Origin of the sequence: Sphingomonas sp. LM7, from assembly GCF_002002925.1 — a bacterium.
Lineage (GTDB): Bacteria > Pseudomonadota > Alphaproteobacteria > Sphingomonadales > Sphingomonadaceae > Sphingomonas.
Window position 1 is genome coordinate 3,646,552 of record NZ_CP019511.1, and the last position, 18,661, is coordinate 3,665,212.

The following is an 18,661-nucleotide window of genomic DNA, read 5'->3' on the forward strand; positions in this document are numbered from 1 at the left end:
CCGTAGCCCGCTTTGCCGTGTCGGCAAAGACGCTACATCAGCGCGTCGCCAGCCCGCGCACGATCGCACGGGCGAGGCCGGGGCCGCGATAGACCAGCGCACTATACACCTGGACGAGCACTGCGCCCGCCTCCAGCCGCCGTTTCGCCTCGTCCGGGCCGTCGATCCCGCCTGCCGAGATCAGCGGCAGTGCGCCGCCGCTCGCCTCGCGCGCCTCGATTAATTTTGCCAGCGCCAAGTCGCGCAAAGGCGCACCCGAGAGCCCGCCGGCCTCGCCTGCATGCTTCGAATGCAGTGCGGGCCGTGAGATCGTGGTGTTGGAGACGATCAGCGCATCGATTCGGTTGTCGATCGCCGCGCGCACCGCGCCGTCGATCCCGGCGCGATCGAGGTCGGGGGCGATCTTGAGGAACAAGGGCGTGTCGCCCCGCGCCGCGTGGCACGCGGCGAGGAGTTCGTCCAAGGCCGGCCGCGACTGGAGATCGCGCAGCCCGGGCGTATTGGGCGAGCTGACGTTGATCGTGATATAGTCGCCATGCGGCGCCGCCTTGCGCACGCTGTGCGCATAATCACCGACGCGATCGGTCGAATCCTTGTTGGCGCCGACGTTGATACCGAGCACGCCGGCGCGCCGCGGCATCGCCGCGATCCGCGCCAGTGCCGCGTCGAGCCCGTGATTGTTGAACCCCATCCGGTTGATCACGGCCTCGTCCTCGGCCAGCCGGAACAGCCGTGGCTTGGGATTGCCCGGCTGCGGGCGCAGGGTGAGCGTACCGACTTCGACGGCGCCGAAGCCCAGACCGAACAGCCCGGCAATGGCCTCGGCGTTCTTGTCGAGCCCCGCGGCGAGTCCGACTGCATTGGGGAAGTCGATTCCCGCCACGCGCACCGCCGAGGATGCGTCCGATTCGGAGCGTCCCGAAAACGGCGCGCCGATCCCGCCCCACATCCGCAGCGCGGCGATCGTAGCGCGGTGGGCGGTCTCTGCATCGAGCGCGAAAAGGGCGGGCCGGAGCGGGTAAGTCATGGAAAACGCCTTCGCATCCGGGCGCACGGACGTCAAAATTATCGGAATGTCGAATCCGTCCAATACGTAGTCCTACGGGTGGGCTAGTCAGGCTTTGCGACCCGAGGGGTTTCCGCTTCAACGGGGGGAACCCTTTCCACTGGCCCGGCCGGGTAACCGGCCGGGCCACTTTTATATCGGCGCCTCAATCGATATAGACACATCCGGGACACGGATTCGGGGATCGGGGGCTCGAGTCGCAGATGCGGGGCGCAACCATAAGAAATACGGCCATAGAAACGGCGCGCGCACTTGCGCCGACGGTCGAGCTGATGCCCGCCAAGGGGCGGCTGCTCCCGCATGTCGAATCCTATTACCTGTTCCGCTGGGAAGGCGAGGGCGAGATCGAGCGCGCCGAGCGGATCGACCTGGGGCATATCCGCTTCCTGATCCGCGGCGAAGGCGAGATGACCTTCCCCGACGGCCATGTCGAACCGCTCAAGCCGATCATGGTGGCGGGCCCCGGCACCGCCGCCGCCAGCTACAGGATGCGCGGCCCCGTGCTGTGCTTCGGCGTGGTGCTCCGCGCGATCGGCTGGAAGGCGCTGATCGGCATCCCGGCGCACAAGGTGACCGACCACATCATCGACGGCGAGAAACTGTTCTGCGAACGCGCGCCGCGTTTGCTGGAGCAGCTTCGCGACATGACCGAGCTCGACGACATGATCTCGGCGATCGCGCCGCAGCTGATCATGCGGCAGGAGGAAGTGAAGCCGGTTCCCGAGCCGCATTTCCCGTTCCTCAGCGCCGTGCGCGAATGGGCGGCGAGCGAGGATCCGACGATCGACGCGCTCTATGCCACGATCGAGACGACCAGCGGCCTTGGCGAGCGCCAGGTCCAGCGGCTGTGCCTCGAATATTTCGGCGGCCCGCCGACCAAGCTCAAGCGCAAGTTCCGGGCGATCCGCGCCGCGATGCAGATCTTCCAGGGCGCGCCGCTCTCCGACGTGCTCGGGCCGTTCTCCGACCAGTCGCACATGATCAACGAGATCAAGCACTTCACCGGCTACACGCCGACGAACATTCGCGGCAACGACGATCCGACGCTCGCGCTGACGCTGCGCAACGAGGGGCTGCACTTCCTGCCCGAAGTCTTCCCCGAGCCGGTTGACCTTCGCGCCGCTTAGTACCATCTGCAATCGGATAGATTCGTTCCGATTGGAAGTTGATGCGTCTTTCGAGCCTTGCCGATTATGCCGTAGTGATGATGGCGGCCGCCGCGCGCCATTGCGGCGCGTCGTGCCGGCTCAACGCGACGTTGCTCGCCGGCGAGACCGGGCTGCCGCTGCCGACGGTGCAGAAACTGGTGAGCAAACTCTCTGCCGCCGGGCTGATCGAAAGCGCGCGCGGCACCGGCGGCGGCTTCCGCCTCGCCCGTCCGCCCGCGACGATCAGCGTCGCCGACATCGTCGAGGCGATCGAGGGGCCGATCGCGCTGACATCCTGTGTAGACAGCGGCAAGCATGATTGCTGCGTCCAGGATAGCTGCCGCGTCAAACCGCATTGGAATGCCGTCAACGGCGCCGTAAAGGGCGCGCTCGCGGGCATCACGCTCTCCCAGCTTTCCGCGTCCCCGGCGCCCGCCGCCGAGGTCCAGTCTCCCGTATCCGTCGATCGGGTCCCGGCGCTTGCCGGGGAACAGGTGTAACATGGCCACGAAGAATGCCGAGGCGCTCGCCGCCGCGAACAAGAAATATGAATGGGGCTTCGCTTCGGATGTCGAGCAGGAGTTCGCGCCCAAGGGGCTGAGCGAAGACACGGTTCGCTACATCAGCGCCAAGAAGAACGAGCCCGAATGGATGCTCGACTGGCGGCTCAAGGCGTTCCGCTCGTGGCAGGAAATGACGCTCCCCGACTGGGCGAAGCTGCAGATCCCGCACATCGATTACCAGGACGCCTTCTACTACGCCGAGCCCAAGCAGAAGAAGACGATCGGCAGCCTCGATGAGCTCGATCCCGAGATCCTGCGCGTCTACGAGAAGCTCGGCATCCCGATCGAGGAGCAGAAGGTTCTCGCCGGCGTCGAGGGTGCGCGCAAGATCGCGGTCGACGCAGTGTTCGACAGCGTCTCCGTCGCCACGACCTTCCGCAAGGAGCTCGAAGAGGCAGGCGTCATCTTCCGCTCGATCAGCGAGGCGATCCGCGAATATCCCGAGCTGATCCGCAAGTGGCTCGGCAAGGTCGTGCCGGTGCGCGACAATTTCTTCTCGGCGCTGAATGCCGCGGTCTTTTCCGACGGCACCTTCGTCTATGTGCCCGAGGGCGTGCGCTGCCCGATGGAGCTGAGCACCTATTTCCGCATCAACGCGGAGAATACAGGCCAGTTCGAACGCACGCTGATCGTCGCCGACAAGGGGTCGTACGTCTCCTATCTCGAAGGCTGCACCGCGCCGATGCGCGACGAGAACCAGCTCCACGCCGCCGTGGTCGAACTGGTCGCGCTCGACGATGCCGAGATCAAATATTCGACCGTGCAGAACTGGTATCCGGGCGACGAAAACGGCCTGGGCGGCATCTTCAACTTCGTCACCAAGCGTGCCTTGTGCGCCGGCAAGAACTCGAAGGTAAGCTGGACCCAGGTCGAGACCGGCAGCGCGATCACCTGGAAATACCCAAGCTGCATCCTGCAGGGTGACGGCTCGGTCGGCGAATTCTATTCGGTCGCCGTGACCAACGGCCGCCAGCAGGCCGATACCGGCACCAAGATGCTCCATCTTGGCAAGAACACCCGCTCGACGATCGTGTCGAAGGGCATCAGCGCGGGCCGCAGCGACAACACCTATCGCGGCAAGGTGCTCGTCCAGCCCGGCGCCGAGAATGTCCGCAACTTCACCCAGTGCGACAGCCTGTTGCTCGGCGACCAGTGCGGCGCCCACACCGTGCCGTACATCGAAGTGAAAAACCCGACCGCGCAGATCGAGCATGAGGCGACAACGTCGAAGATCAGCGAAGACCAGATGTTCTACGCGATGCAACGCGGGCTTGACCAGGAAGCCGCGGTGGCGCTGATCGTCAACGGCTTCGCGCGTGAAGTTCTTAAGCAGCTGCCGATGGAATTCGCGGTCGAGGCGCAGAAGCTACTGGGAATCAGCCTGGAAGGCTCGGTGGGATGAGCACCGGCTACACGGTCGTTGTCCCGCACGAGCGCTGGCCGAGCAACGCCGCGATGCAGGCGAGCCTGGACGCGCGCGGCTATCCCGTCGCGCTGGTCGGCGGTGCGCCCGATGCGCCGTTCGCCGTCGGCTCGCGTGGACTCGAACTTCGGCTCGACGGACGTTCGCTGACGTTGGTCGGGGCCAGCGCCGCGAAAGTTGGCGCCGCCGCCTTTGCCCGAGATGAAACCAATGACGTGCTTGCCGGCATGGGCGCTGCTTTTCGCGCGCGCGATGGCGACTGGCATTTCGGCGTAGGCCTGGGTTCCGAACCGCGCGAGTGGCGAGCCGCGTTCCTTGTGATGGCGGCGCTCGTCCAGGATTTCGGTGGCTATGGTTACGAGACTCAGACCGAATCGCATGGCGACAATGCTTGGGCGGCAGCGCTGATCGAGGATGCCGAGCAGTTTCGGCTGCAGGCGGCTGCAACACCTGCAGCCGTTCCGCAGCCGGATTTGCGGCTGGCGGACCCGGGCGGCTGGACGCAGGAAAAAACCGCGGGAGTCGTTTGTGTTGCGCTCGGCGGTGCCGGGCTATGGGTGTCACTGAGCACCGGCAATTTACTGATCTCGGCGATTGGCGTGATGATGGTAGCGATGGGCGTTGCGGTGTTCTTCATCCGGCGGAAAATCGCGTGATTGTTCCCTTCCTGCTGCTGACACTCGCTCTCCAGGACGTGCCTGCCGCGCCGCCCGCCGCCGAGGGGCAGGAGGAGGAAATCGTCGTGCGCGCAACCTTCGGGAACACCACGATGCTGTTCGACAAAGGGGCGGACGGCAAGCTGCACAATTGCCGGATCATGGTCTCCAGCGGCAGCCAGCGGCGCGACACCAATGCCTGCCAGGCGACGCCGATCTGCTATGCCAAGACCGCCGACGAAGTGACCGATTGCCGCGAGCTCGGCCCGCTCGAAATGGCGCTGGCACCGACGCCGGGCGGGCTGCGTCCCGCGGCGGGCGCGGTGCCGCAGACCTTCATCCTGCCCAATCTGCGCGATCCCAAGCCGTCGCTTGCCGAGGGACAGGCCGGCCCGCTGGGGATTTCGGAGCCGAGCCGCGAGACCGAGCGCCAGCGCGTCAAGCTGCCGCCCTTGCCCAGGCCGCCTTCGGACGGTCCGGTGATCCGCGTCGGTCCGGCGAAGGAGCTCGGCGAATGATCGCCGCGCGCCACAGTCAGCATCGGGCAAGCATCGTGCTGGCAAGGACCATTCGGGGCCAGCGTTCGCGCCCCTGGGAGTATTGAGATGATGTTCGCAACGTTGCTCGCGCTTGCCGCAGCCCAGGCCGGCGGCGGCGTCGCCGTCGACAGTGTCCCGCAGATCGGTATCGCCACGCGCCATGCCCGCTGCATCGTCCGCCAGGTCGGCGTCGCGCCGGCCGAGGAAGCGGCGCGCGCCGCCAAGGTGGCGGACGCCGTCAAGGGCTGCCGCGCCTTCGTCGAGGGTGATTTCACCCAGGGTCGGATCACGGTCGGCGATCGTCCGGTCAACAAGCGCTGGTGGGGCCGGATGCAGGCGATCCTGGACTCGGTCGAAGGCGATGTATCGGCCGCGATTGTCCAGCCCAAGCAGTACAAGATCATCTGGGAGCTCCCCGAGGGCGGCCGCGTCGATGCGTACAATGCGCCCGAGCCGCTGACACGGATCACGCTGCTGACGGTCCCGCTGTGAGTCTGCTGCTCGCCGCCGCGATGCTGTCGGCACCGCTCGCACAGGATGCGCCGGCTGCGGCGGACTCGCCCGCGGAGGAAATCGTCGTGCAGGCGCGGATGACCGGCATGAAGGTCCGCTTGAAATATGACTGGAAGCGCCGCGTCCGTGCGTGTTCGGTCTCGAAAAGCAGCGGCGATGCCGATTTCGATCGCACCGCTTGCGAGACGACGGTCGCGTGCGCGCGGACCGGACTGCGCGGTGTCGAGCCGATCCGCGCATGCGTCCGTCCGCAATTGGTCGCTTATGCGCGTGCCCAGATTGCCCAGAAAGAACAGGAATAATGCTCAACATCACCGACCTCCGTGCCGAAATCGACGGCAAGGAAATCCTCAAGGGGCTCAGCCTCGCCGTGAACGCAGGCGAGATCCACGCGATCATGGGGCCCAATGGCGCCGGCAAGTCGACGCTCGGCTATGTGCTGGGCGGGCGCCCCGGCTATGAGCCGACCGGCGGCAGCGCGACTCTGGACGGCGCTGACTTGCTCGAGATGAGCGCGCACGAGCGCGCCGCGGCGGGGCTGTTCCTCGGCTTTCAATATCCCGTCGAGATCCCCGGCATCTCCAACGTCCAGTTCCTCCGCGAGGCGCTCAACAGCCAGCGCCGCGCGCGCGGCGAGGCACCGCTTTCGGGCGGCGAATTCCTCAAGCTCGCGCGCGCTCAGGCCGACGCGCTGGGCATGGACCAGGAAATGCTCAAGCGCCCGGTCAATGTCGGCTTTTCGGGCGGCGAGAAGAAGCGCAACGAGATGGTCCAGATGGGCATCATCGGCCCCAAGCTGGCGATCCTCGACGAGACCGACAGCGGCCTCGACATCGATGCGCTCAAGGCCGTCGGCGACGGGATCAACCGGATCATGCGCGCGCCCGACAAGGCCGTGATCCTGATCACCCATTACCAGCGGCTGCTCGACTATGTGAAGCCGGACTTCGTCCATGTCCTCGAAGCCGGCCGCATCACCCGCACCGGCGGCGCCGAACTCGCGCAGCAGCTCGAGCGCGAAGGCTATGGGGTGGCGGCGTGAGCATGCTTCGCGCAGAAGACGCAAAGAGGGCGCGCCCGTGACTGTCCTCGACCTCCCCACACCGCGCCTTGAGGAGTGGCGCTGGGCGGACATGCAGGCGCTGCGCGCCGCGGCTGCTGCCGAACCGCGCGACGCCGGGATCAAGCCCGCCGAGCTCTTCCTCGACATCGAAGGCCCGCGCCTGCTCTTCGTCGACGGCGTATTCGAGCCCGCGCATAGCCGTCCCGGCCCGGTCGAGGTCGCGCGGTTCGCGCCCGAGACCGCACACCCGCTGGGCGGCATGGCCGAAGGGGAGGGCTGGGTGCTGTCGCTCGACGCACAGGCCGCGGTTACCGGCATCCAGATCGTTCATCTCGGCTCGGGCGGCGAAAGCCATGTCCCCGCGCGGATCACGATGGCCGAGGACGCAGTCGCATCGGTGGTGGAGACCTATGCGGGCTCGGGCTGGGCCAACCGCATCACTCAGATTGCGCTCGCCCGCGGTGCGCGGCTGATGCGCTCGGTGCGCTTGCTCCAGGCCGATGGCTTCGTCTCGATCCGCGACGAGGCAACGATCGGCGAGGCCGCGAGCCTGGTCTCGATCTTCCTGGGCGCCGGCGGGATGGGCAGCCGCATCGACGGCGCACTGACCCTCACCGGCAAGGGCGCGTTTGCCGAAATGGGCGGCGCCTTGCTGACCTCGGGCACGCAGAAGCAGGAATCCGCAGTCACGGTGCGTCACGAGGCAGTCGAAGGCAGTTCGCGGCAATTGTGGCGCGCGGTGGCGGCCAACCGCTCGACGGTGAGCCTTGCGGCGCGTGTCGAAGTCGCCCGCGCCGCCCAGCAGACCGATGGCGAGCAGTCGCTGCGCGGGCTGCTGCTCGAACGCGGCGCGACGGTGAATTTGAAGCCCGAGCTCGAAATCTTCGCCGACGACGTAAAATGCGCGCACGGCGCGACAGTCGGCGAACTCGACAAGCGCGCGCTGTTCTACCTCCAGAGCCGCGGCGTCCCCGAACCCCGCGCCAAGGCACTACTCACCCACGCCTTCGTCGCCGAATCTATGGCGCGGATCGGTGAGGAAGCAGTTCGCGCGGCGTTCGAGGCCGATGCCGAGAAATGGCTGGAGGCTGCGCTGTGAGCGTAACCACCGACACCCGCCCGCTCGACCTGCTCGCCGATTTCCCGGCGATCCCGGCAGGCTGGGCGTATCTCGACACCGCGGCGACCTCGCAAAAGCCCAAGCCGGTGCTCGACGCGATCGCCCGCGGCTATGGCGAGACCTATGCCACCGTCCATCGCGGTGTCTACCAGCGCTCGGCCGACATGACCTTGGCGTTCGAGGCCGCGCGCGAGCGGGTGGCCAGGTTCATCGGCGCCCAGCCGAACGAGACCATTTTCGTCCGCGGCGCTACCGAGGGGATCAACCTCGTCGCCCAATGCTGGGCCGGCACCCAGCTCAAGGCCGGTGACCGCATCCTGCTTTCGACGCTCGAGCATCATTCGAACATCGTGCCCTGGCAGATGGTCGCCGAGCGCGTCGGCGCCGAGATCGACGTGATCCCGCTGACGCCCGACCATCGCATCGATCTCGACGCGATGGCCGCAATGATCACCCCCGCGCACAAGCTTGTCGCGCTCGCGCATGTCTCCAACGTGCTCGGCTCGGTGCTCGACGCCAGGCGCGCCACCGAGATTGCCCATTCGGTCGGCGCCAAGATCCTGCTCGACGGCTGCCAGGCCGTACCGCGGCTGCCGGTCGACGTCGCCGAGATCGGCTGCGACTTCTACGTGTTCTCGGGCCACAAGCTCTACGGCCCCACCGGGATCGGCGTGCTCTGGGGGCGGTACGAGCTGCTCGACGCGATGCCCCCCTATCAGGGCGGCGGATCGATGATCGACCGCGTCACCTTTGCCAGGACCACCTACGCCCCGCCCCCCGGCCGCTTCGAGGCGGGGACCCCGCACATCGTCGGCGTGCTCGGGCTGCATGCGGCGGTGGACTATGTCGAAGGCATCGGGCTCGAGCGTATCCACGCCCACGAGACCGCGTTGGTCACCCAGGCGCGCGATGCCCTGTCGCAGATCAACAGCGTCCGCCTGTTCGGCCCGGACGACAGCGCCGGAATCGTCAGCTTCGCCGTCGAGGGGGTGCATCCGCACGATGTCGCCACCATCTTGGACGAAGGCAATGTCGCGATCCGCGCCGGCCACCATTGCGCCCAGCCGCTGATGGACGCGCTGGGCGTGCCGGCGACGGCGCGGGCGAGCTTCGGAGTGTATAATGGCGCGGACGACATCGCCGCGCTGGTCAAGGGTATCGAACGCGTGACGAGGATTTTCGGGTGAACGAGGAACGCAAAATCGCAGTCGAGCAAGTCGATGCCGTCGAGGCGCCGCCCAAGGCGCGCGTCGAGGCATTTGATGCGCCGGCCGAGGGACCGGCCGGGGGTGTGACCGAAACCTTCGAGCGCAAGCGCGACTATCTGACCGGCTTCCTCCAGCAGAAGCCCGAGCCGCACCCGGCCGGCGAGCCGGGCGGCGAACTCTACGAATCGGTGATCACTGCGCTCAAGGAGATCTACGATCCCGAGATCCCGGTGAACATCTACGATCTCGGGCTGATCTACGGCGTCGACATCACCGCCGACGGCCATGCCTCGGTCCAGATGACGCTCACCACCCCGCACTGCCCGGTGGCCGAATCGATGCCTGGCGAAGTCGAACTGCGCGTCGGTTCGGTGCCCGGGATCGGCCATGCCGAAGTCAATCTCGTCTGGGATCCGCCCTGGGACCCGCAGAAGATGACCGACGACGCCAAGCTCGAACTGGGGATGTTGTGATGGCCAGCGTCCGCGAACGCCCCGCCGCGCTCAACCTTACCGAGCGCGCGCATGCCCGCATCGCCGCGCTGATGGCCAAGGCGCCCGAAGGCACGGTCGGCGTCAAGCTCTCCACCCCGCGCCGCGGCTGTTCGGGGCTGGCCTATTCGGTCGATTACGTCAGCGAGGCTGCCCCCTTCGACGAGCGCATCGAGACTCCCGGCGGGACGTTCTTCGTCGATGGCGCCTCGGTGCTCTACCTCGTCGGCTCGACGATGGACTGGGTCGAGGACGATTTCACTGCCGGCTTCACCTTCCAGAACCCGAATGCCAAGGGCAGCTGCGGCTGCGGCGAGAGCTTTACCGTCTGACCCGCGGGGCATAGGGCGCTCTTCGAACCTATCGGAGAGTGACGATGCCCTATCCGCAGCCCTGGACCGCCGATCCCGCTCGCTATGACGGCCGCATGCCCTATCGCCGCACCGGCCGCTCGGGGCTCGACCTGCCCGCGATCAGCCTCGGCCTCTGGCAGAATTTCGGCGGCACCGATGTGTTCGAGACCGGCCGGGCGATGCTGCGCCGCGCGTTCGACCGCGGCGTCACCCATTTCGATCTCGCCAACAATTACGGCCCGCCCTATGGCTCGGCCGAGGAGAATTTCGGCCGCGTCATGGCGGCCGATTTCGCCGCACACCGCGACGAGCTGATCGTCTCGACCAAGGCGGGCTGGGACATGTGGCCCGGGCCGTATGGCGACGTCGGCGGCAGCCGGAAATATCTCATCGCCTCGTGCGACCAGAGCCTCAAGCGGATGGGGCTCGATTATGTCGACATCTTTTATTCGCACCGCGTCGATCCCAGGACACCGCTCGAAGAGACGATGGGCGCGCTCGCCCACATCCACCAGCAGGGCAAGGCATTATACGTCGGCATATCGAGCTATTCGCCTGAGCTGACTCGCCAGGCCGCGGCGATCCTCGCCGACTACAAGGTGCCGCTGCTCATCCACCAGCCGAGCTATTCGATGCTCAATCGCTGGGTCGAAGGCGAATTGCTCGACACGCTCGGCGATCTTGGCACCGGCTGCATCGCCTTTTCGCCGCTCGCCCAGGGCATGCTGACGTCGAAGTACCTCAAGGGCGTTCCCGAGGATGCCCGCGCCGCCAGGAGCGGTTCGCTCAGCCAGCAATTGCTGTCGGACGAGAATCTCGCCCGCATCCGCGCGCTCAACGACATTGCGGCGAAGCGCGGCCAGACGCTCGCCCAGATGGCGATCGCCTGGGTGCTGCGCGATCCGCGCGTCACTTCGGCGCTGGTCGGCGCGCGCACGGTGCAGCAGCTCGACGATTCGCTCGACGCAGTGAACAACCTCGATTTCAGCGCCGAAGAACTCGCCGAAATCGACACTCATGCAACCGAAGGCGCCATCGATCTTTGGAAGGTATCATCCACGCTTGAGGATCTGCCCCAAAGATGAGCGTCGCCTTCCGTCGCGAGAGTGACGAGGAACATAAGGAACCCAAGTTCGAGATCCCGCTGCCCGCGGGACCGAACCTCGTCACCGCGCGCGGCCTTGCGCTGACCGAAGCGAAGGTCGTCGAGCTCGAAGCGGCAATCGCCGCCGAGGCCGAAGACGAGCCGCGCGAAGTGCTCCGGCGCGAGCTGCGCTACTGGAACACGCGCCGCACCACCGCCGAGATCGCGCCGCCGCCGGAAGAAGGCGTGGTCGGCATCGGCTCGCGCGTCCGCATCCGGCTGGCCGGCAAGGAGCGGGTGATCGACGTTGTCGGCAACGACGAAGCCGACCCGCATGCCGATCGGCTCGCCTTCTCGGCGCCGCTCGCAAATGCGCTGCTTGGCACCGAAGAAGGCGAGCGCATCGATTTCAATGGCCGCGCCGAAGCGATCGAGATCCTCGAAGTCTCCGCCATCCCGAACTGAACTGCCAAGTCGGCGTGCGGCCTGTTTGACGCAGTTTGTACCCCGGCGAAGGCCGGGGCGAAGGTCCGACGAACCCGCGGAGTCGGGTTTCTCCCCTCGGAGCGCATCGCATCTGGCCCGGCCTTCGCCGGGGTACAGCACGGGCCGAGCAATCCTCGCCAATCTCCTCCGCACAAACGAAAACCGCCGCCCCGGTTTCCCGGGGCGGCGGCTTCGTTCGAGTATTCGACGTAGGACTTTAGAAGCCCACCACCAGCGAACCGATGAAGGTGCGCGGATAGCCGATCTGCGAGTTCGGCGCAGTGCCGTAGTTCGTGATCGCGCCGGTCGGGCTGAAGGTCGGACCCTGGTTGAGGTTGCCCGAGAAGCCACCCACGAACAGCTCGTCGAACACGTTGAGGACGTTGAGCTGGAAGAAGGTGTTCTTGTTCAGGCCAGCCCATTCGAGGCCGACCCGCGCGTTGAGATCGACCAGCGTGTAGGCCGGGGTCTTGGCGCCATAGACTTCATAGGTCGTGCCGGCGACGATCGCCTGCACCGGCTGGTTGGTGTCGTAGACATAGCGCGGGCCGGTGCGCTTGACGTTGACGCCGAGATCGACCGGACCGAGCGACCCCTGTGCGCCACCGCCGAAGGTGTAGACGGGCGAACCCGCTTCACGCTTGCCGGCGGTCGGGGCGTAGATCGGCGAACCGATCGGGCCCAGCGGACCGGCTGCGGTGGTGCGGCCGACAACCACGTCGTTCTGGATCTCCGAGTCGAGGTACGAACCGAAGGCATAGACGCTGAACTCGCGGATCGGCTGGAAGGCGATCGAGCCGTCGAAACCGAACTTCTTCACCTTGCCCAGGTTGCGGTAGATCGAACGCTCGAGCTCCACGTCATAGGCCTGTGCGAGACGGTTGTTATAGTCGGTGTACCAGGCAACGACCTGCGCCTGCACCTGCGACGAACGATAGCGGATGCCGGTATCGAAGTTGTCGGTGGTCTCCGGCTTCGGGTTCGCCTGCTCCGCCGTCACCGGGAAGTAGAACGAGTTGTAGAGGTTGTCCGTGCCGGGGACCTGGATGCTCTTCGAATAGTTGCCGAACAGCGAGAAGTTGCTGCTGATGTCGGCGACATAGCCGATGCTCGGAAGCGCCTTCTTGTAGTTCAGGACGCGCTGCTGCGGGCCCTGGATCGCGAAGGTGCCCACGCCCGGAACGGTCTGGGCGGGTGCGCCCGCAAGATATGCCGCCTGCGCCGCGCTGTCGTCGGTGAAGCACTCGACGAAACCGGCTGCGCTCGACGTGGCGCAATAGTTGGTCAGGTTGCGCTTGAGGAACGGCAGGCCGAGACCCGCGGTGATGTGCACCGTGTCGTCGAAGAAGTCGCCGTTATACTCGGCCGCGACCTTGTGCAGGATCGCGAACGACAGACGGTCGCGCTTCTGGAGCACGCGGCCATTGGCGTCGACGATCCCGTCGTTGACCGGGAAGACGTCGAACGGCTTGCCGTTGAACTGCAGGAAGCCGGTCTCGCCGGTCTGGCGATGACGCGCACGGTCATAGGTATAGGCCAGGCGGACGGTCTGGGTCGGGCTGATCTCGTAGCGCAGCGAAGCGATCAGGCCGAGACGGTGCGTCTGGGTCTGGCTTGGCGTGACCAGGCGAACGGTGTCGAGCAGATCGCCGTCGCCGTTGAGGTCACGGCCGAAATACGGGACGCCGCCGATGTAACCGGTCTGGCAGCTCACCGTCGCGCTGTTCGCGGTGGTGTTGCAGTTGGCGGTGCCGCCGCCCGGGAACACGTCGCGACGCGCTTCCTGGCCGACAGTGGTGCCGCCGCCATTCGCCTTCACATACTGGTAGCTCGGATCGACATAGAGCGTCAGGCCATCGGCAAGCGTGAAGCGCGAACCGACGCGGATGTTGCCGGTGTTCGACGGGTTGAAGCGCTCGTCGAAGATCGAGCCGCAGGTGTTGGCCGCATCGACCACGCCCGGACGCTGGGTGTTGGTGATCGTGCACGACGCCACGGTGTATTCGCGCTCGTCGGTGGTGATCGGGAAGCGGTTGGTGCTTGCCGGGCCGACAACGCGGCCGCCGGTCACTGCCGCGGTGTCGGTACGCAGCGGCACCGAACCCTGGAAGTTGTTGCGGTTCTCGTTGTAGTGGCCGGCGATCGAGATGAAGTCGCCGTTCGAGCCGATCGGCTGATACAGGCGGCCGTTATACTGCTGCTTCTCGACCTTCGCGTCCGCATTGAACGGCGAACGGTTGCGCGCGGTGCTCGCGGCGAAGAAGGCGCGCGTGCCGAACGACGTGAACTCGCCGGTATCGACCATGCCGAAGATGCGGAAGAAGTCGAAGTCGCCGACCGAGCCCGAGAGCTTCACGCCGAAGTCCTGGCCGGGAAGACGCGTACGATAGTTGACGGTCGATCCGGTCGCGCCTGCGGTCGGGCTGTCGATGTCGGTCGTGCCGAGGTTGACGTTGACCTGCTCGATCAGCTCGGGATCGAGCTGCTGGTTCGAATAGATCGCATAGTTGCCCGAGTCGTTCAGCGGAACGCCGTCGAAGGTCTGGCTGATGCGGCTCGAATCGAAGCCACGGATCGTGAGCGTGCCGCCCGACGAGCCGAACGGATCGTTGTTCTGGAAGCTGACGCCGGGAAGCTGGTTGATCACGTCGTTGACCGACTGACCGGGTGCCTGGCGCTGGATGAATTCCTGCGTCAGCACGCCCTTGGCCTTCGACGTGTCGGGAACCAGGATGCCGTCAACGCCGTTGTTGACGCGGCTGCCGGTGACGACGATCTCGGTGCCTTCTTCGGCGTCGATCGTGCCCGACGACTGCGCGAAGGCGCTGGCTGGAATCATCAGCGCGGCAAAAGCCACGCCCGCAAAAAGCTTGGTGCGCATTTAAAGAATGTCCCTTTCGGTGTGCTCGGATGCACTGAGTCACGCGGTGCGGTTCACCGTCCGGGCCGCCCATGGAATTCATTTATGTCGAAGCGATGACAGTCAATCTTCGTGGGCATACCAAGCTGTTGGTAACGTTTGATTCATTTGCTGCGTTGCAAAAAAGTCACTTAACCGCAGCGACCAGAGTGCACCATTCTTCCTCTGAAATCACACGGATACCCAGCTCAGCTGCCTTTTTGAGCTTCGACCCGGCGCCCGGCCCGGCGATTACCATATCGGTCTTCGCAGACACCGATCCGGCGACTCGAGCGCCCAGCGATTCGGCCTGCGCCTTGGCCTCGTCGCGACTCAGCGTCTCCAGGCTGCCGGTGAACACCAGCGTCATGCCGGTGACTTCCGAAGCCCGTGTCTCGACGATGTAAGGGGGGGGCGAAACCTCGGCGAGCAAGTCGTTCCAGGCATCGCGATTGTGCGGCTCGTGGAAAAAGTCGGCCAGCGCGTGGCCGACTGCGCCGCCGACATTCTCGACGCCGATATGCTCGGCGATTGCCTTGTCGAGCCTTGCGCGGTGCTTGGTCTCGCTTTCGCCGATCACCGCGGGCGTGGCGTCGCGCAGCGCGATGATCTGATCCGCGAGTGCCTGGACAGCGCCGAGCGTCGTATAGCGCTTGAGCAGGTCGCGCGCGGTGATCGCGCCGGTGTGGCGGATGCCGAGCCCGAACAGCAGCCGCGCGGCGTCGGGCGCGCGCTTGGCTTTGATCGCGGCGAGCAGCGCGTCGACCGACTTTTCCTGCCAGCCCTCGCGCCCGACGAGTTCCTCGCGGTACGTCGCCAGGCGGAAGATGTCCGCGGGCTCGGCGATCCAGCCAAGGTCGAGCAGCTCGGCGAGCGTCTTCTCGCCCAGCCCCTCGATGTCGAGCGCGCCGCGGCTGACGAAATGCTTCAATCGCTCCAGCCGCTGCGCCGGGCAGATCAGCCCGCCCGTGCAGCGGACATCGACTTCGCCTTCCTCGGCCACCGCTTCGGAATCGCAGATCGGGCATCGGGTGGGAAAGGCATAGGCATCGCGCACTTCGTCGCGCGTCAGGTTCTCGACGATCTGCGGGATCACGTCGCCGGCACGCTGGAGGATCACCCGGTCGCCGGGGCGGACGCCGAGCCGCGCGATCTCGTCGGCATTGTGCAGCGTCGCATTGGTGACGACGACTCCGCCCACCGTCACCGGCTCGAGCCGCGCGACGGGCGTCAGCTTGCCGGTGCGGCCGACCTGGATGTCGATCCGCTCCAGCGTGGTCTGCGCGCGCTCGGCAGGGAATTTATGCGCCAGCCCCCAGCGCGGCGCCCGCCCGACAAAGCCCAGCCGCGCCTGCCAGTCGAGCCGGTCGATCTTGTAGACCACGCCGTCGATGTCGAACCCAAGGTCGGCGCGCTGCGCCTCGATCTTCTTGTACTGCGCCAATGCCGCGTCGAGATCGGCTGGCCCGACGAACAGCTCCGAGACCGGAAATCCCATCGCCTCGATCGCTCGGATCACTTCGACCTGGGTCTCGCCGGGCAGCGCAGTCGCTTCGCCCCAGCCCCAGGCGAGAAAGCGCAGCGGCCGCGACGCGGTGACCGCGGCGTCCTTCTGGCGCAGCGATCCTGCCGCGGCGTTGCGCGGGTTGGCGAACTGGCGCGCGTCCTTGCCCGTCCCCTCTGCCTCGGCGAGCAGCCGCGCGTTGAGTGCGGCGAAGTCGTCCTTCGCCATATAGACTTCGCCGCGCACCTCGAACACCGCGGGCGCCCCGGCGATCGCCTGCGGGATATCGCCGATCGTGCGCACATTGGCGGTGACGTCCTCGCCGACCAGCCCGTCGCCGCGCGTCAGCGCCTGCACCAGCCTGCCCTCGACATAGCGCAACGAGCACGACAGCCCGTCGATCTTGGGTTCGGCGGTCAGCGTCACCGGCTCGCTTTCGGGCAGTGCGAGGAACCGCCGCACCCGCCCGAGGAAATCGGCGACATCCTCGTCCGAAAAGCCATTGTCGAGGCTGAACATCCGCTGCGCATGCGCGGCCTTGGCGAGCCTTCCGCTCGACACCGCGCCGACGCTCTTCGACGGCGAGTCACCGCGCACCAGATCGGGAAACGCCGCCTCGATCGCGGTGTTGCGCCGCATCAGCGCGTCGAAATCGGCGTCGCTGATCTCGGGCGCGTCCTCGGCGTGATAGCGGCTGTTGTGGTGCGCAATCTGGCCTGCGAGCGTTTCGAGCTCGGCGGCGGCATCTTCCGGAGTCTGGGGCAGCGGCGCGGTCATCCGAGCGGGTTAGAAAGCGCGCGGGCAACGATCAAGCTTGAACGCGCTTGCCGCAGTCGCGAGATAGGCGGCATGCGCCTGCTCAAGCTCGCCCTAGCCGGGCTGTTATGGACCATCGTCCTCCTCGCCCTCGCGGCCACCATCGCCCCGCATTTCCTCGACCGCATCTATTACCGCGGGCCGGTGAGCGCGCATTTCGACGGCGCATATTTCTTCAATCCCGACGGCGACGACGATCGCCTCGTCATGAAGGGCAGCCGCGCCGGCTTCCTCTTCCGCCGCATCTTCGGCGACTCGACTCAGCCGCCCTGGCCCGAGCGCGTCGCGGTCACCCCCACCAATCCCCCCGCGCGCGTGGAAGGCACGGCGATGCGCGTCACCTGGATCGGCCACGCTACCGTCCTGATCCAGACCAGCGGCCTCAACATCCTCACCGATCCGGTGTGGAGCGACCGCGCCGGCCCGTTCGGCTTCGGCCCAGGCCGCGTCGCCGAACCGGGCGTCCGGTTCGAGGGCCTGCCCAGGATCGACCTCGTCCTGGTCAGCCACAATCACTACGACCATATGGACCTCGCCACGCTCCGCCGGCTCTGGCAGCGCGACAAGCCGGTGATCGTCACCAGCCTGGGCAACGACAGCGTCATCGGCCAGGCCGGCGTGCCCGCACGCGCGCTTGATTGGGGCGGGCGGCTGGCGATCCGCCCCGGCATCAACGTCGCCGTCACCCGCAACCACCATTGGGACAGCCGCTGGTTCACCGATCGCAACCGCGCGCTGTGGTCGAGCTTCGTCGTCCAGCTTCCCGGCGGCAATGTCTTCTTCGCCGGCGATACCGGCCTGGGCGACGGCAAATGGCCCGCCGAGGCCGCGGGGTTGGGCCCGATCCGCTTCGCCGCCATCCCGATCGGCGCGTTCCGCTTCGAGGACGGCCAGATGGCGAGCGGCAGCCATATCGGCCCGCGCGATGCGCTCCAGGTGTGGGAGGGGCTTGGCCGCCCCTTCGCGCTGCCGATCCATTGGGGCACCTTCCGCCTGTCGCGCGAAGCCTATGATACGCCGCCGCGGATGCTCGCCGCGATGCAGGCCTGTGCGCGCAGCGATCCCGCGCACTTCGCGCCGCTTGCGATCGGCGGTTCGGTCGAGGTGCCCGCGCTCGGCGCGCTGCCGCCGCGGCCCGATATGGCCCGCGTCGATGCGTGCGCGGCCCGCGGCCGGTTCGACGCCTTCCGGTGACCGGCTTGAGGCGCGGTCTCCACCGGGGTACCCTGCCACGGGGGAGAGGGGCATTGGAACGGATCCATCGACGCGCGATGCGCCTGCCGCGCCGCTACGACACGACGATCGACCGCGCGGGACTGGCGCTCGGCGCAGGCAGCGCGCTCGCCGGCGGCATCGTGCTCGGGCTGCTGCTGCTCGGCGGCCAGCGCGATCCGCTCGGCCTGATGGCCGGCTGGCTGATCGGCAGCGTGTTCTCCGGCATCGCGATCACTGCAGTCGGCGGACCGATCTGGCTGGTGCTCCACATCGCCGGCCTGCGCCGCGCCTGGCATGCCGCGGGCGTCGGCGCGCTCACTGCGATGATGATCTTCGTCGGTGCGCAGACCTATGGCTTCGGACTGTTCGACATGCCCGCGATCGACAGCCGCACCTGGCTGTTCCGCTGGCTCAGCGCGCTGGCATCGAGCGCGATCCTCGCAGCGCTCGCCGCAGGGATCGCTGCGGCAATGTGGCGCATCGCCTATCGCCGCCAGCGCGACGGCTGAGCCCC

19 protein-coding genes are annotated in these 18,661 nt (G+C 66.8%); 16 read left to right on the top strand and 3 right to left on the bottom strand.

Annotated features, from left to right (window positions below; genetic code table 11):
• Nucleotides 1-37: 37 nt before the first annotated feature.
• Entirely contained in the window at nt 38-1,027 is a 990-nt protein-coding gene (locus BXU08_RS16970; RefSeq protein ID WP_077511123.1) for a quinone-dependent dihydroorotate dehydrogenase, read from the bottom strand.
• Nucleotides 1,028-1,338: 311 nt separating this feature from the next.
• On the opposite strand from BXU08_RS16970, the gene BXU08_RS16975 reads away from it, so the two are divergent.
• The 14 genes from BXU08_RS16975 (at nt 1,339) to BXU08_RS17040 (ending at nt 11,692) form a co-directional block, all read left to right on the top strand.
• Nucleotides 1,339-2,193 (top strand): helix-turn-helix domain-containing protein, encoded by an 855-nt coding sequence (locus BXU08_RS16975; protein WP_150125563.1) that lies wholly within the window; start codon nt 1,339-1,341, stop codon nt 2,191-2,193.
• A gap of 41 nt (nt 2,194-2,234) precedes the next feature.
• On the top strand, nt 2,235-2,714 hold the full coding sequence (locus BXU08_RS16980; protein WP_077511125.1) for an SUF system Fe-S cluster assembly regulator: 480 nt from the start codon (nt 2,235-2,237) through the stop codon (nt 2,712-2,714).
• A gap of 1 nt (nt 2,715) precedes the next feature.
• Nucleotides 2,716-4,179, top strand: coding sequence for a Fe-S cluster assembly protein SufB (gene sufB / locus BXU08_RS16985; protein ID WP_077511126.1), 1,464 nt, complete (start codon nt 2,716-2,718; stop codon nt 4,177-4,179).
• A complete protein-coding gene (locus tag BXU08_RS16990; RefSeq protein ID WP_077511127.1) occupies nt 4,176-4,856 on the top strand; it encodes a hypothetical protein in 681 nt (226 codons plus the stop codon). Before sufB ends, BXU08_RS16990 begins: the two co-directional genes overlap by 4 nt.
• Nucleotides 4,853-5,374 (top strand): hypothetical protein, encoded by a 522-nt coding sequence (locus tag BXU08_RS16995; RefSeq protein ID WP_077511128.1) that lies wholly within the window; start codon nt 4,853-4,855, stop codon nt 5,372-5,374. The genes BXU08_RS16990 and BXU08_RS16995 overlap by 4 nt, the downstream gene beginning before the upstream one ends.
• An 87-nt stretch (nt 5,375-5,461) precedes the next feature.
• Nucleotides 5,462-5,887, top strand: a complete 426-nt coding sequence (locus BXU08_RS17000) for a hypothetical protein (RefSeq protein ID WP_077511129.1) — start codon at nt 5,462-5,464, stop codon at nt 5,885-5,887.
• A complete protein-coding gene (locus BXU08_RS17005) occupies nt 5,884-6,210 on the top strand; it encodes a hypothetical protein (RefSeq protein WP_077511130.1) in 327 nt (108 codons plus the stop codon). The genes BXU08_RS17000 and BXU08_RS17005 overlap by 4 nt, the downstream gene beginning before the upstream one ends.
• A complete protein-coding gene (gene sufC / locus BXU08_RS17010) occupies nt 6,210-6,950 on the top strand; it encodes a Fe-S cluster assembly ATPase SufC (RefSeq protein ID WP_077511131.1) in 741 nt (246 codons plus the stop codon). Before BXU08_RS17005 ends, sufC begins: the two co-directional genes overlap by 1 nt.
• Nucleotides 6,951-6,987: 37 nt before the next feature.
• Nucleotides 6,988-8,070, top strand: a complete 1,083-nt coding sequence (locus tag BXU08_RS17015) for a SufD family Fe-S cluster assembly protein (protein WP_171982558.1) — start codon at nt 6,988-6,990, stop codon at nt 8,068-8,070.
• On the top strand, nt 8,049-9,278 hold the full coding sequence (locus BXU08_RS17020; RefSeq protein ID WP_171982559.1) for a cysteine desulfurase: 1,230 nt from the start codon (nt 8,049-8,051) through the stop codon (nt 9,276-9,278). Before BXU08_RS17015 ends, BXU08_RS17020 begins: the two co-directional genes overlap by 22 nt.
• The gene (locus BXU08_RS17025) at nt 9,275-9,772 is read left to right on the top strand and encodes an SUF system Fe-S cluster assembly protein (RefSeq protein WP_077511134.1); all 498 of its coding nucleotides are present in this window, start codon (nt 9,275-9,277) and stop codon (nt 9,770-9,772) included. The genes BXU08_RS17020 and BXU08_RS17025 overlap by 4 nt, the downstream gene beginning before the upstream one ends.
• Nucleotides 9,772-10,122: an iron-sulfur cluster assembly accessory protein gene (locus BXU08_RS17030; RefSeq protein ID WP_077511135.1), complete on the top strand. Its 351-nt coding sequence runs from the start codon at nt 9,772-9,774 to the stop codon at nt 10,120-10,122. Before BXU08_RS17025 ends, BXU08_RS17030 begins: the two co-directional genes overlap by 1 nt.
• 44 nt (nt 10,123-10,166) lie before the next feature.
• The gene (gene mgrA / locus BXU08_RS17035) at nt 10,167-11,228 is read left to right on the top strand and encodes an L-glyceraldehyde 3-phosphate reductase (RefSeq protein ID WP_077511136.1); all 1,062 of its coding nucleotides are present in this window, start codon (nt 10,167-10,169) and stop codon (nt 11,226-11,228) included.
• A complete protein-coding gene (locus BXU08_RS17040; RefSeq protein ID WP_077511137.1) occupies nt 11,225-11,692 on the top strand; it encodes a GreA/GreB family elongation factor in 468 nt (155 codons plus the stop codon). The genes mgrA and BXU08_RS17040 overlap by 4 nt, the downstream gene beginning before the upstream one ends.
• 238 nt (nt 11,693-11,930) lie before the next feature.
• Here the strand turns inward: BXU08_RS17040 and BXU08_RS17045 are convergent, their stop codons facing one another.
• Both BXU08_RS17045 and ligA read right to left on the bottom strand, forming a co-directional pair.
• Entirely contained in the window at nt 11,931-14,594 is a 2,664-nt protein-coding gene (locus BXU08_RS17045; RefSeq protein WP_077511138.1) for a TonB-dependent receptor, read from the bottom strand.
• 166 nt (nt 14,595-14,760) lie between these two features.
• Nucleotides 14,761-16,893, bottom strand: coding sequence for an NAD-dependent DNA ligase LigA (ligA, locus tag BXU08_RS17050; RefSeq protein WP_077511139.1), 2,133 nt, complete (start codon nt 16,891-16,893; stop codon nt 14,761-14,763).
• 72 nt (nt 16,894-16,965) lie between these two features.
• On the opposite strand from ligA, the gene BXU08_RS17055 reads away from it, so the two are divergent.
• Nucleotides 16,966-18,126: an MBL fold metallo-hydrolase gene (locus BXU08_RS17055; protein ID WP_077511140.1), complete on the top strand. Its 1,161-nt coding sequence runs from the start codon at nt 16,966-16,968 to the stop codon at nt 18,124-18,126.
• A 53-nt stretch (nt 18,127-18,179) separates the two neighbouring features.
• Nucleotides 18,180-18,656 (top strand): hypothetical protein, encoded by a 477-nt coding sequence (locus BXU08_RS17060; RefSeq protein WP_253190411.1) that lies wholly within the window; start codon nt 18,180-18,182, stop codon nt 18,654-18,656.
• Nucleotides 18,657-18,661: the final 5 nt, after the last annotated feature.